The sequence below is a fragment of the Asaia siamensis genome (assembly GCF_014635085.1).
Classification (GTDB): domain Bacteria; phylum Pseudomonadota; class Alphaproteobacteria; order Acetobacterales; family Acetobacteraceae; genus Asaia; species Asaia siamensis.
Window position 1 is genome coordinate 575275 of the sequence record NZ_BMCH01000001.1, and the last position, 13355, is coordinate 588629.

Here is a 13355-nt window from a genome sequence, read left to right on the forward strand (position 1 = left end):
CAGAAAAACGGATCGTGCCTTTGAGGATTCACGGGGGCTACGTGCCTGATAAGCGCGTCTTCAACGCCACTTACACTGGCGCATCTGCCTTGCGTTACGCGAGGGGCGTTTGTCTGGGGTGCTTCTCGTGGAATGAAGATATAGGCTGCTGGAGCCGTATCCTGTGTCTCGCTCTATATCGAATAATTGAATGCGTCGGCCGCGCTGCTCTGCGGCGCTCATGGTATCTGACCGGGTTCCATCAAAGCGATAAGCGTAACAGTGATCATGAAAGACAATCAGGTTTCGAGACTGCTTTCTCTGGTTCTGCGTCATGAGCCGGGAAAGATAGGTATTGTGCTCGATAATCACGGGTGGACCGATATTGCCGATCTGCTGCGATTGGCGAACAATGCTGGCTATGTCTTTGATCGCGACACGCTGCTTCGGGTCGTGGCGACGAGTGATAAGCAGCGCTTCACCATTTCTCCGGATGGGAAGCTGATCAGGGCGGCACAGGGGCATTCGGTTCAGGTCGATCTGAACCTGCCCGTCAGCCAGCCCCCTGCCAGATTGTGGCACGGCACGGCCCGGCCCGAAAAAATATTGAATCGATTTTGCGCGAGGGCCTCAACCCGGGGCGGCGGCAGATGGTCCATCTGTCGAGCGATGTGGATACTGCAAAACGCGTTGGCGCAAGGCACGGCGAAGCCATCGTCCTTACCGTCGATACGGCGTCGATGTACGAAGAAGGGATGGCGTTTTACCAGGCTGAAAACGGCGTCTGGCTCGTCGCTTCTGTTCCTGCGGCCTATCTCGCAGTCGAGGAATAAACCGGTTTGTTGACGCTTTGAGTTTTGCGGTGCTGAAACGCCTTCTTCCGGCACCCGCCCAAGCCGGGTGCCGGAAGTCGGACTGACGTCTCGATTGGCGCTGTTTGATCTGCTGGTCAGATCAGCCCTCTACGCGATATCCCTTGAACAGGAAAACCGGGCCGAAGGCGTAGCTGTCGACCAGCTCGTAGAAACGGGCGACGGTCTCGTTTTTCGAATGCTGAATGAAGGCTTCTTCATTCGTATAGACTTCGTCCAGATAGAAACGATTGCGGTTGTTCTCATCGCGGATGAGCTCGAAGCGCAGCGTGTCCGGCTCTTTCTTCAAAGAGTCATTGGCATCGAACAGACCGGCGCTGATGAATGCATCGCGCTTGTCAGAAGGAACGTCGAACTGCACTACAACATGATAGGTCATGTTTATCTCCTCAGGGTTAAATCGCTTGCTGCGATCTCAAGAGGCACGCTAGGACGCTATTTCGATCATTAAAAGTGATTGTTAATGACTAAATCGTTCATAAAAAGAGAAGATATTGAAGCTTTCCCAACTCGCTTTTTTCTGTGCCGTGGTCGAGCAGGGCACGGTCGCCGCAGCAGCAGCCCAGCTTAACTGTGTCTCGTCCAATATCACCACGCGTGTGCGCGAACTGGAGGATCTCCTGGGGGTCTCGCTGTTCAGCCGTGAGAAAAACCGCCTGCTCGTTACGCCGGAGGGAAGGCTTTTCTACCAAAAGGCCAAACAGGTGCTGGCAATGGCGCAGGAAGCCCGCGCGCTTTTCAAGGACGATGCGGAGCGAGGAGTCATACGGGTAGGCGCGCTGGATGTAGCCCTGACGAATCACCTGCCTGAGCGTATAGCGCGTTACAGGGCCAATACGCCTCATGTAGAGCTGCATATTCGCCCCGAACCATCGCTCATGCTTGAGCAATTGCTGATGGATGGTGAGCTGGATCTGATTTTGACTGACGGGCCGATCATTCATCCGCTTCTGGTCAGTCGTCTGGCCTTTCGCGAGCGGCTTGTGCTGGTGACGCCAAAAGCCCTGAGCGCGCCGACAGTCGACGACCTGTCCAGAATGGAGCTCTATGTCTTTGGTCAGACCTGTCACTATCGGCGACAGGTGGATGGTTATCTTGAGACCAGCAAGATCAAACCGAGATCGGTCATGGAAATCGAGTCATTCTCCAGCATCTTCGCCTGCATCGAAGCGGGGGTCGGGTTTTCGTGCCTGCCGGAGAGCGTTGTTGAACAGGCAGTCACGAGGCACGGAAAAATCCATTTCGAGCGCACGGATAGTCTGGAATCGAGCGATATCTATTATGTCTGGCGCAAGAATTACACCTCGCCCTTGATACATAGGCTTATCGAAAGCCTTGAGCAGGAACTCTGACAGATCCGGAACCCTTGCGGAAACAAGAGGGTAGCAGGGCGAAAAGGGCCGGAAACAGCTCCGGCCCCGGCTTTTGAAGCAGAGAGAAACCGATACGATAAAAGGGTTTCCTCGCGTCGGTTTCAGATTTTTCAATGGGCTTGTGGGGTCAGTGTGCGGCGTACCGCATCCTGCCAGCCGCGCAGAAGTTCGATGCGAAGCGCAGGCTCGATTTTGGGCTCGAAAAGCCTTTCCTGCGTCCAGATGGTGGTGATTTCCTCAAGCGAGTTCCAGACGCCGGTTGCCAGACCGGCCAGAAAGGCGGCACCCAGAGCCGTGGTTTCGAGGTCGGACGGGCGCTGTACCTTGGTGTCGAGAATATTGGCGAGAAACTGCGAGAACCAGTCATTGGCCGACATGCCCCCGTCGATACGCAGGGTCTGGGCTTGCATGGCGCCATCTTCACGCATTGCATGGGCCAGGTCGAAAGTCTGATACGCAACCGATTCCAGTGCGGCGCGGGCTATATGGGCCTCGGTCGAGCCCAAAGTAAGGCCGCAGATGAGCCCGCGCGCATCGGGGTCCCAATGAGGCGCGCCGAGGCCCACGAAGCCCGGGACCATATATACCCCATGACTGTCAGGCACGCGGGTTGCCATGTCATCTGTCTGAGAGGCGTGGGTGATCAGATGCAGCCCGTCACGCAGCCATTTGATGGCAGCACCTGCCACGAAAATCGAGCCTTCCAGCGCGTAGGTCGTCTTGCCGTTGATGCGATAACCGATGGTCGTGAGCAGGCGATGATGCGAGGTGACCGGTTTATCGCCCGTATTGAGCAGCATGAAGCAGCCCGTGCCATAGGTTGCTTTCGCCATGCCGGGTTCGAAACAGGCCTGCCCCACGAGGGCCGCATGCTGATCGCCCGCCATGCCGCCGATGGGAATGGATGCACCAAACAGATCTGGCGCCGTCATGCCGAGTTGTCCGCTATTGTCGCACAGCTTCGGCAGAAGGGCCGCCGGGACACGGAACAGGGCCAGCAGATCGGCGTCCCAGTCCTGCGTGTGGATATTGAACAGGGCCGTGCGGCTGGCATTGGTCACGTCGGTTGCATGAACGGCGCCGCCGGTCAGACGCCAGAGCAGGAAGCTGTCGATCGTGCCCATGGCCAGTTCGCCAGCTTCGGCGCGGTCGCGCAGCCCTGAGACGTTATCGAGCAGCCAGGTGATCTTGCTGGCAGAAAAATAGGGGTCAAGCAGCAGGCCGGTCTTGGCGCGAACGATTTCTTCTGCCCCATCGCGCTTGAGTTCGGCACAGAACGGAGCCGTCCGGCGGTCCTGCCAGACAATGGCGCGATGCACCGGCTTGCCGGTGGCGCGCTCCCACAAGACGATGGTCTCGCGCTGGCTCGTGATACCCAGGCCAGCGATGTAATCAACCCCGCCGGAGGCAGCAATGGCCTCGCGCGCTGTCTCGAGCGCATCGCGCCAGATATCCTCGACATCATGCTCTACCCAGCCGGGAGCCGGGTAATGCTGGGCAAATTCGCGGCGCGACAGGGAGAGGGCTTTCGCCTTGTTGTCGAAAACGATGCTGCGCGTCGAGGTCGTGCCCTGGTCGATGGCAAGGATATGGGTCTTCTGGGTCATGGGGGAAACTCCTCCTGGCATCCGTGGGATGCGCAGTGAATATGAGGCGGCAGAGGGGCGTGGTTCAGGGAGCAGGCGTTACGCTGTTGGGCGCCATATAGACTGGCTCGGCACGGGGCGGGGCGGCGGTTGTCGGCGCCCGATCGGGCACAGGGGGCGCCGGGAGATCCGCTGTGTAATTCGGCATGAAGGGACGAAGGGTAAACTGATAGATGCCCGCGCCGACAACACCACCGACAAGCGGGCCTGCAATCGGCACCCACCAGTAATGTTGCGGAGACGGAAAGGCCGAGGCACCCCAGCCGGCGAAGAAGGCGAAGGTGCGCGGGCCGAAGTCACGTGCAGGGTTGATGGCCCAGGCATCGAGAAAACCGGATGAGGCGCCAATGGCCGCAACCAGTAGTCCGATAATGAGCGCGCCGGAATTCGCCTGCGGGGCCATGGTGTTATACTGGCAGGTAATGGCGAAGATGCCGAAGACCAGCACACCCGTCAGCACAATCTGCACCACGAAGGAATGCATGGCTGTCACGGCAAGGCCGGGATGGGTGAAGAACACGCCCGCTGCACCCCCATCGCCTGCGCGGGTGAAATGATGGGTCAGGTTGTAATGGTCGATGACAGGATGGAAATTGAGATAGACCACGGCGGCACCGGCAATGCCGCCCAGCACTTGTGCGGCGCAGTAGGGCAGAACCTTTTTCCATGAGAAACCGCGATAGAGTGCGAGGGCCAGAGTGACGGCGGGGTTTGCATGGGTGCCACTGACAGCCCCGGTTGCATAAATCGCAAAGGTGACGCCAAGCCCCCACACAATGGCCACGCCCCAATAGGCGTTCTGATAAGGGTTGGGATCGTAAAGCACGATCATCGCCGCGACGCTGTCGCCGAAAATGATGATGATCATGACGGCGATGAATTCGGCGATCAGCTCGCCGAGATAGCGTTTTCTTTCTGACATGAGAGTCTGTCCGTCAGCCAGAGTGAGGGGGGAGCGGGTGGAAGAGGTCAGGCGACCTCTTTGTCATCGGTTTCCTGGCCTGCGGCGTTCTGCTGAAGGCGGCGGGCCATGTAATCCTGCAATTTCGTGACGTCTTCGGAACTGAAGCGCAGGCCGAGTTTCGAGCGTCGCCAGAGAATATCTTCGGCGCTTCGGGCCCATTCATGCGTCATGAGGTAATCGACTTCACCCTCATGCAGATCGGCCCCTATGAGCGCGCCCAGAGATGCGCCCCCGGTTTTAGGGGGCAGCATGACCGTCTCGATCAACGTGCCGTAATTGCGCACCAGTCTTGTTGCTGTCTGCTGCGAAAGGCCAGCCACCCGGCGCTGGACGGAGGCGACGTATTTGTCAAAATCCGCGCGCTGGAAGTCACCGCCCGGCAACGGCGCGTCAGCCGTCCAGGAAATGGTTGTCAGCCCCTTGAGATGGGGGGCGAGCTTCTCAAGGGCGTGCTCGGCGAGTTTGCGATAGGTCGTGATCTTGCCGCCAAAGACCGACAGGACGGGGGCGGCACTGTGGTCGATATCGAGGCGATAATCACGTGTAACGGCAGAAGCGCTGCCCGAATGGTCGTCATAGAGCGGCCGCACACCGGCATAGCTCCAGACGACATCCTGGGGGGTGATCGCGCGTTTGAAGTAACGGTTCACGCTTTCGCAGAGATAGGCAATCTCATCCGCACTGATGGTGACCGAGCCGGGGTCCTGGTCCCAGGGGATGTCGGTTGTGCCGATGAGGGTAAAATCTTTCTCATAGGGGATGGCAAAGACGATACGCTTGTCCGGGTTCTGCAGAATATAGGCCTGCTCTGTATCGAACTGCCTTGGCACGACAATGTGGCTGCCTTTCACAAGGCGCACGTGATTGCGGCTTTCGATCGAGAGCCTGTCCTGCAGCAATTCCGCCACCCAGGGGCCAGCAGCATTGATCAGGGCACGTGCGGTGACCTGATGCGTTTCACCCGACAGCGTGTCTTCCAGAATGGCGACCCAATGGTTCTGATGGCGCTTGGCGCTGATCAGTCTGGTGCGCGTGCAGATTGTGGCGCCGCGACGGGCAGCATCCTGCGCGTTGAGCACCACGAGACGGCTGTCCTGTACCCAGCCATCCGAATATTCAAAGCCGCGCACATAGTCCGGGCGAAGCACACGGCCCGCTGCCTCGTCCTGCAGACGGAGGCTGCGTGTTTTTGGCAGTGTCATGGTGCGGCACAGATTGTCGTAGAGAAAAAGCCCGGTCCGCAGCAACCGGGCGGGGCGGAGCATGGCGGAGTGCGGCAGAATGAAGCGCATGGGCCAGATGATATGCGGCGCAATTTTCAGCAGGCGTTCGCGCTCATTCAGGGCCTCGCGCACGAGACGAAACTCGTAATATTCGAGATAACGCAAACCGCCATGGATGAGCTTGGTACTGGCCGAGGAGGTATGGCTGGCGAGATCGTCTTTTTCGACCAGCATGACCTTCAGCCCGCGCCCGGCGGCGTCGCGCGCGATGCCTGCTCCATTGATGCCGCCGCCTATGATCAGAAGATCATGGATGGTTTTGGTCTGGGAGGAGTCAGCATGAGTCGTCATGAAAGGGAGCCTTCGTTAAAAGCGACTGCGAAGGTCCTGATAGAGCAAAAACGAAAATAAACGAACATAAAACGTTAGAGATAACGTTCTTGTGTTATAGTGTGCTCTTCAAACGTTATCCGTCACGTGAAGTGTCACGTTGGCCTTCTCCAGCTGTGCTCGGAATTCTGCGGATGGTATCCGGTCTGTCACGAAATCGTCGATCATCGACAGGTCGCCGACACGACCTACCGGCTTGCGGGTGAATTTCGTATGGTCGGCTAGGAGGATGACGCGTCTCGCATGCCGCATGATCGCACGCGCGCACTGGATTTCGTCGAGGTCGAAATCGAGAAGCGTGCCGTCTTCTTCCACGCCGCTGATACCGATCACACCAAAATCAGCCCTAAATCCTGACAGCGATTCAGTGGCCCCGGCGCCGATGATGCCCCCATCCTGAGGGCGGACGAGCCCCCCGGCGAGGACTGTGCGAAAATCACGCCTTGGAGAGAGTGCCACTGCCACATGAAGGTTATTGGTGATGACATGCAAATCGCGATGGCCCGTCAGGGCGCGGGCAAAGGCTTCGGTCGTGGTGCCGATATTGATGAAAAGCGAGCTGCCGTCAGGAATGAGGGCTGCAGCGCAGGCGCCTATGGCGTCCTTGGCGCGTGAATGCAGTGTCTGGCGCTCGCCATAGGCGATGTTCTCTGTCGATGATGTCGGGCTCGCGCCGCCATGATAGCGGGCGACATGGCCGGTTTCGGCCAAGGCATTGAGGTCGCGCCGTATTGTCTGCACCGTCACGCCAAGGCGCTGGGCGAGATCCTCATTGGACATGAAGCCATGCGCCTGAACGAGCGCAACGATCTGTCGATGGCGGGGCGTGTTGAGCGTGTCATGCATCATGAACCCCTGTCTGTCATGCTGCGTTGAAGCCTACAATCCTGCACTTGCGACGACGCTCTTGAAAGCCCATTTCCCAGCCATGGCGACAGCATCACGATCCACTATGGAAGCAATCCCCGAACACAGGCTCGTGGGGTTCAGGCCCGAGCGGCAGCCTGTCAAGGAGAAGCTGCGCCGCATGGTGGTCAAATCCGATTATGACCCGGCCGGCGATCAGCCAACCGCGATTGCGGAACTGGTGCGCGGCGTTGACGATGGTGAGGTCGATCAAGTGCTGCTGGGCGTGACCGGGTCGGGCAAGACCTTCACCATGGCGAAAGTCATCGAGGCGACCCAGAAGCCGACACTTATTCTTGCACCGAACAAGACCCTGGCGGCCCAGCTCTACGGGGAAATGAAGCAGTTCTTCCCGGATAACGCGGTGGAATATTTCGTTTCCTACTACGATTATTACCAGCCAGAAGCCTATGTGCCGCGCTCTGACACCTATATTGAAAAAGACAGTCAGATCAACGAGCAGATCGACCGTATGCGCCATGCGGCGACGCAGGCGCTGCTTGAGCGCAATGACGTCATCATAGTCGCCTCCGTATCCTGCATCTACGGTATCGGTTCGGTCGAGACCTATTCACGCATGGTGGTCAGGCTCGAAGCCGGGGGGAGTATCGATCGTGATCGCCTTATCAAGGCACTGGTCGAGCTTCAGTATCGTCGTAACGATGCGGCCTTCGAGCGCGGCACGTTTCGCGTGCGTGGGGAGCAGATCGATATTTTCCCGGTGCAGAATGAAGACCGCGCCTGGCGCGTCTCGCTGTTCGGGGACGAGATCGAGGCCATTATCGAATTCGACCCGCTGACTGGCAACAAGACGGCTGAGCTTTCCGAAATCAGTGTCTACGCCAACTCGCATTATGTGACGCCTCGCCCGACGCTCAATCAGGCCATGATTGGCATCAAGGCCGAGTTGCGCCAGCGCCTCGACGAGCTGAACGCTGCCGGGAAGCTGCTCGAGGCCGAAAGACTGCAGCAGCGCACCATTTTCGATCTCGAAATGATCGAGACGACCGGCGCCTGCAAAGGCATCGAAAACTACTCGCGCTATCTCTCGGGGCGTGGGCCTGGTGACCCACCGCCGACGCTGTTCGAATATCTGCCCGAAGATGCACTGCTGATCGTCGATGAGAGCCATGTTACCGTGCCGCAGATCGGCGGCATGGCGCGTGGCGACCATGCGCGTAAATCCGTCCTGTCTGAATATGGCTTTCGTCTGCCCTCCTGCCTCGATAACCGCCCCCTGAAATTCGAGGAGTGGGAGGCCCTGCGTCCGCAGAGCGTGTTCGTTTCCGCAACGCCCGGCCCCTGGGAGATGGAGCGGACGAGCGGCGTCTTTGCCGAGCAGATCATCCGACCGACAGGTCTGATCGACCCGGTGACCATCGTTCGCCCGGTCGAAGGGCAGGTGGATGATCTTCTGGCCGAGGCCCGTGACACCATCGCCGCTGGTGGGCGTGTTCTGGTGACCACGCTCACCAAGCGCATGGCTGAGGATCTGACGGAATATCTCGGTGAGGCCGGGATCAAGGTGCGTTATCTGCATTCTGACGTCGACACGCTCGAGCGTATCGAGATCATCCGTGATCTGCGTCTTGGCGCTTTCGACGTGCTGGTCGGGATCAACCTGCTTCGAGAGGGGCTCGATATTCCGGAATGTGCTCTGGTTGCCATTCTCGATGCTGACAAGGAAGGGTTTCTGCGTAGCCGCACCTCGCTGATCCAGACCATCGGGCGTGCCGCACGTAACGTCGACGGGCGCGTTCTGCTCTATGCCGACAAGATGACCGGCTCGCTTGAGTTTGCAATTGATGAGACCGCTCGCCGCCGTGCGCGCCAGATTGCCTATAACGAGGCCCATGGCATCACCCCGCAGACCGTGCGCTCGCGTATCGGCGACGCGCTCTCTTCCGTGTTCGAGCAGGATTATGTCACCGTTGGCCCCGATGCTGCGGGCGACACGCAGGAATTCGTCGGCAAATCGCTTGGCGCCTCCATTCAGGATCTGGAAAAGCGCATGCGCGCGGCGGCTGCCGATCTCGACTTCGAGCAGGCCGCACGGCTGCGTGATGAAATCAAGCGCCTTGAGGCAATCGATCTCGGGCTCGAGCCGCCCCCCTTGCCGAGTTCGACGGCGGGGCGTAGCTCTTTCAAAAGCAAGGATAAAACGCCGCGACCGCTTGGCCCGGGCGGCGGTGGCTACGACCCTGCGAAAAAGCGGGGCGGCAGGAGGAAAGCAGGATGATCGAGCTCAAACTGGGTGAGGCCCATCTTGGATTATTGCCTGGCCTTGGCGGCAGCCTCGCTTTCTGGCGTCTGCGCGGTCGTGATCTGCTCGTGCCGACAGCCGACCCCAATCTCGCCGCTCAGAAGAATACGCCGGTGGCGGGGTATCCTCTCGTGCCATTTTCTAACCGCATCGGCGACGGAAAATTCAGCTTTGAGGGCGTTGATTATACGCTTGCAAAGAATTTTAGCGCTGAGTCCAATGCCATTCACGGCAATGGCTGGGAGCGTGAGTGGCAGGTCGCGCAACATGATTCGGAACGGGCCATTCTGTTCCTCGACCACAACCCTGCAAAGGGAGACGACCCGGCGCAATGGCCTTTTGCCTATCGTGCCGTACTGTCTTTTGTTCTGCACCGTGACGGGCTGAGTGTGGAAATGCTCATCGCGAACCGCGACACGCGCGCCCAGCCTGTGGGAATGGGTTTCCATCCCTTTTTCGCGCGCAGCGATGACATGACCATGCAGTTTGCGGCTTCCAGCGTCTGGGAAAACGGGCCGGATATGCTTCCGATCGGGCAGATTGCCTGCGAGGGAACATGGAATTTCGCCACAGCCCGCACTATCGGCGAGACGCGGCTCGATAACTGCTTTGCCGGGTGGGGAGGCAAGACAGTTCTGGGTTATCAATCCGCTGGCTACGAGGTGACCATAGAGGCTGACCCCGTATTCCAGCATCTGGTTGTCTTCACCGCGCCGGAAAAGCCCTTCGTTGCGGTCGAGGCCGTCAGCAACATGAATAACGGGCTCAACCACCCCGACCTGCTGGAAAACGGCGTGCATGTTCTTGCTCCGGGCGCGAATATCTCAGGCGTGATCCGCTACAAGCTGCGAGAATTGCGTGGCTGATCATTCCAAGACGCCTCTGGCGCTCTATCTCACCCCGCAAGGGGCGGCACGAATGCGCGAGGAACTGCGCGAACTCATGCAGGTCGAGCGCCCGAAAATTGTCGAGATTGTCTCCTGGGCAGCGGGAAATGGCGATCGGAGCGAAAATGGAGACTATCTCTACGGCAAACGTCGTCTGCGCGAGATCGACCGACGGGCGCGATTTCTCAGCAAGAGGCTTGAGCATGCGCTCGTTATAGATCCGGCCTCACAGACGACCCGCGACCGCGTCTTTTTCGGCGCCAGCGTGTCTTACGTCGATGAAGAGGACGTGACGCATGACGTCACAATTGTTGGCTGCGACGAGGCAGATCTGACACGACGTGAGATCAGTCTGGTCTCCCCTGTGGCCCGTGCGCTCATGCGAAGCCGGGTGGGAGATGAGGTCAGTCTTCAGACCCCGAGCGGGCCGGTGATGCTGGAAGTGCTTTCCATCACCTATCCCTGAGGAGCCTCGCAGGCGAGAGGGACGGGGTGAGGCAGTATCGATCCGTCATAGGAAACGACCAGACGCTCTGCTAGAGCTTAAACAATGATGGGCCCAGATCATGGGGCATGGGGGTGCGAGCTGCACAGGTGACCCCAGTGAGTTTTTCAGGACCGAAAGGACTAGGTCGATGGCGCTTAGAATAGCCGTTCAGATGGACCCGCTCGAACACGTCAATATCAACGGAGATTCGACTTTCGCCCTTATGCTCGAGGCCCAGCGTCGGGGGCATGAACTCTTCGTCTATCCCGTCGAGTCTCTTTGCCTGGGTGAGGGGGGTGCCGAAGCGACCATGGGCCGTTTGTCTGCGCGCGCGCGCGCGGTCAAGGTGCAGCGTGTTCAGGGCGGCCATGCAAGCTTCGGTGAAGAGATGCGGCTCGACCTTGGCGCGACCGATGCCGTATTGATGCGGCAGGACCCGCCCTTCGACATGGGCTATATCACGGCCACTCACATGCTTGAGCATGTGCATGGTGTCGGCGAAGGGAAGACGCTGGTCGTCAACGATCCGAAATCCGTCCGTGACGCGCCTGAAAAGCTTCTGGTCACGCATTATCCCGATCTGATGCCGCCCACTCTCGTGACCTGGGACCGTGAGGCGCTGACCCAGTTCCGTGCCCGCTATGGCGATGTGATTCTCAAGCCACTTTATGGCAACGGGGGCGCCGGTATCTTCCGTATTCGCGAAGGGGATGAGAATTTCGCGTCGCTTCTCGAACTGCATTTCAGCCGTTCGCGTGAGCCGCTCATGATCCAGCGCTACGAACCGCTGGTGCGCAAGGGTGACAAGCGTATCATTCTGGTCGATGGCAAGCCGATCGGCGCGATCAATCGTGTGCCTGCAACGGGCGAGGCACGGTCGAACATGCATGTGGGTGGCAGGGCAGAAGCCGTGGCGCTGACCAGGCGCGATGAAGAGATCTGCGAGCGTATCGGGTCACATCTGCGTGAAAATGGGCTGATTTTCGTGGGTATCGACGTGATTGGCGAGTGGCTCACCGAAATCAATGTGACGTCACCCACCGGGCTTCAGGAACTGGATCGCTTCAATGACATGAACAGCGCCGGGCTGGTCTGGGATGCCATCGAACAGCGGATCGGTCGTAGCTAAGGCGAAGAGACGTCACTCTTCTTTCTTATTGGGTTCCTGTGGTGGTGTCGCGAAGATCGAAGAGGCGGCGGTATAGCGGAACGGCAGGGTCACCTTCGGTGGCCCACCTTCTGGTATCTCGGGAGGCTTGTCACGGCCAAAGCGGTTGACGAACCATTTGGTTAATTCTTCCTTGAAACGCACGATATAGATCGATGCCCACAAACCTAATGCCAGAAGGAAGAGGCTTATATTCATGAGCGACATGTGTTGCCTCTCTCCGTTTCTATCTGTTCGACCCGCTTATCTGTATCATTTCCTTTAGACGGCGAACGTGACGAAATGCAAACCGCCTCTCGCCAGTTCTGGCGAGATGGTCTAAGAGCGATCAGGCAAGACGATGCCTGTCATGCTGTCTGATCATCAGGCGAAATGTCGAACGCCCGGGCCGAAGGCCTGGGTTTCAAACAGGTATCAGGACGGAATTATGATTTTGCGCGACCAGACGAACGAAGCCTGATGACACGACCGGACCCCTTGATCGACCCGACCGCCTCCATGGACGACGCCCATCCCCGGCCACGTTCCGCTCTCGACGCAGATGCCGTGCGTGCGGCCTATCGGCGTTGGGCAAAGGTTTATGACTCGGTTTTCGGTGGCATTTCCGCCTTCGGCCGTCGTCGTGCCGTCGCAGCAGTCAACGCCTTGCCGGGTGAGCGCGTTCTCGAGGTCGGTGTCGGCACCGGTCTGGCGCTGCCCCATTATAATCGCGACAAGCACATCACGGGTATCGATCTGTCCGAAGCGATGCTGGAGCGTGCCCGTCATCGCGTGATCAACCAGCAACTCGGCAATGTCGACGATCTGCTGGAAATGGACGCCGAGGCAACTACCTTCGAGGCTGGAAGCTTCGATATTGCGGTTGCGATGTTCGTGGCGTCTGTTGTGCCGAGCCCGCGTCGCCTGCTTGGCGAGCTCAAGCGCGTGGTCAAGCCGGGCGGGCATATCCTGTTCGTCAATCATTTTCTGGCGACGGGCGGTGTGCGCTTGGCCGTTGAACGCGGCATGGCACGTGCCTCGCGCTCTCTGGGCTGGCACCCTGATTTCGCTATGGAATCGCTCCTGCCCCCCGAGGATCTGAGCCGTGCCCTGATCACGCCGGTGCCGCCTGCTGGTCTGTTTACACTCGTGACATTGCCGCTCGAGATGGATAATAAGGAAGAGACGGCCCTGGTTGCCTGACACGTACGTGCCCGA

At 58.9% G+C, this 13355-nt stretch carries 13 protein-coding genes and 1 pseudogene; 8 read left to right on the forward strand and 6 right to left on the reverse strand.

The window, feature by feature from the left end:
- Positions 1 to 267: 267 nt before the first annotated feature.
- Positions 268 to 474, forward strand: a pseudogene (locus tag IEV53_RS14865) (RNA 2'-phosphotransferase); the annotation flags it as partial.
- An 80-nt stretch (positions 475 to 554) separates the two neighbouring features.
- Positions 555 to 812 (forward strand): RNA 2'-phosphotransferase, encoded by a 258-nt coding sequence (locus IEV53_RS14870; protein WP_264784263.1) that lies wholly within the window; start codon positions 555 to 557, stop codon positions 810 to 812.
- Positions 813 to 933: 121 nt separating this feature from the next.
- Here the strand turns inward: IEV53_RS14870 and IEV53_RS02430 are convergent, their stop codons facing one another.
- A complete protein-coding gene (locus tag IEV53_RS02430) occupies positions 934 to 1230 on the reverse strand; it encodes a putative quinol monooxygenase (protein WP_188425168.1) in 297 nt (98 codons plus the stop codon).
- Between the two features lie 115 nt (positions 1231 to 1345).
- Here IEV53_RS02430 and IEV53_RS02435 point away from each other — a divergent pair, with 115 nt between their 5' ends.
- A complete protein-coding gene (locus IEV53_RS02435; protein WP_188425169.1) occupies positions 1346 to 2203 on the forward strand; it encodes a LysR family transcriptional regulator in 858 nt (285 codons plus the stop codon).
- A gap of 131 nt (positions 2204 to 2334) precedes the next feature.
- Here the strand turns inward: IEV53_RS02435 and glpK are convergent, their stop codons facing one another.
- The 4 genes from glpK to IEV53_RS02455 form a co-directional block, all read right to left on the reverse strand.
- Positions 2335 to 3831: a glycerol kinase GlpK gene (gene glpK, locus IEV53_RS02440; RefSeq protein ID WP_188425170.1), complete on the reverse strand. Its 1497-nt coding sequence runs from the start codon at positions 3829 to 3831 to the stop codon at positions 2335 to 2337.
- 64 nt (positions 3832 to 3895) lie between these two features.
- Positions 3896 to 4792, reverse strand: coding sequence for an MIP/aquaporin family protein (locus tag IEV53_RS02445; RefSeq protein ID WP_188425171.1), 897 nt, complete (start codon positions 4790 to 4792; stop codon positions 3896 to 3898).
- 47 nt (positions 4793 to 4839) lie between these two features.
- Positions 4840 to 6408 carry a glycerol-3-phosphate dehydrogenase gene (gene glpD / locus IEV53_RS02450; RefSeq protein WP_188425172.1) on the reverse strand — a complete coding sequence of 523 codons (1569 nt, stop codon included), beginning with the start codon at positions 6406 to 6408 and terminating at the stop codon, positions 4840 to 4842.
- A 108-nt stretch (positions 6409 to 6516) separates the two neighbouring features.
- Positions 6517 to 7296 carry a DeoR/GlpR family DNA-binding transcription regulator gene (locus tag IEV53_RS02455; protein ID WP_188425173.1) on the reverse strand — a complete coding sequence of 260 codons (780 nt, stop codon included), beginning with the start codon at positions 7294 to 7296 and terminating at the stop codon, positions 6517 to 6519.
- Positions 7297 to 7375: 79 nt separating this feature from the next.
- Here IEV53_RS02455 and uvrB point away from each other — a divergent pair, with 79 nt between their 5' ends.
- The 4 genes from uvrB (at position 7376) to gshB (ending at position 12119) form a co-directional block, all read left to right on the forward strand.
- Positions 7376 to 9592 carry an excinuclease ABC subunit UvrB gene (uvrB, locus tag IEV53_RS02460; RefSeq protein ID WP_188425403.1) on the forward strand — a complete coding sequence of 739 codons (2217 nt, stop codon included), beginning with the start codon at positions 7376 to 7378 and terminating at the stop codon, positions 9590 to 9592.
- Entirely contained in the window at positions 9589 to 10482 is an 894-nt protein-coding gene (locus IEV53_RS02465) for an aldose 1-epimerase (protein ID WP_188425174.1), read from the forward strand. The genes uvrB and IEV53_RS02465 overlap by 4 nt, the downstream gene beginning before the upstream one ends.
- Entirely contained in the window at positions 10475 to 10969 is a 495-nt protein-coding gene (gene greB / locus IEV53_RS02470; RefSeq protein ID WP_264784259.1) for a transcription elongation factor GreB, read from the forward strand. Before IEV53_RS02465 ends, greB begins: the two co-directional genes overlap by 8 nt.
- 169 nt (positions 10970 to 11138) lie before the next feature.
- On the forward strand, positions 11139 to 12119 hold the full coding sequence (gshB, locus tag IEV53_RS02475; protein ID WP_188425175.1) for a glutathione synthase: 981 nt from the start codon (positions 11139 to 11141) through the stop codon (positions 12117 to 12119).
- Between the two features lie 12 nt (positions 12120 to 12131).
- On the opposite strand, the gene IEV53_RS02480 is transcribed toward gshB, so the two are convergent.
- A complete protein-coding gene (locus IEV53_RS02480) occupies positions 12132 to 12365 on the reverse strand; it encodes a hypothetical protein (RefSeq protein ID WP_188425176.1) in 234 nt (77 codons plus the stop codon).
- 252 nt (positions 12366 to 12617) lie between these two features.
- Between IEV53_RS02480 and IEV53_RS02485 the strand changes: the two genes are divergently transcribed.
- Positions 12618 to 13340, forward strand: a complete 723-nt coding sequence (locus IEV53_RS02485) for a class I SAM-dependent methyltransferase (protein WP_229719488.1) — start codon at positions 12618 to 12620, stop codon at positions 13338 to 13340.
- The last annotated feature ends 15 nt before the right edge of the window (positions 13341 to 13355 follow it).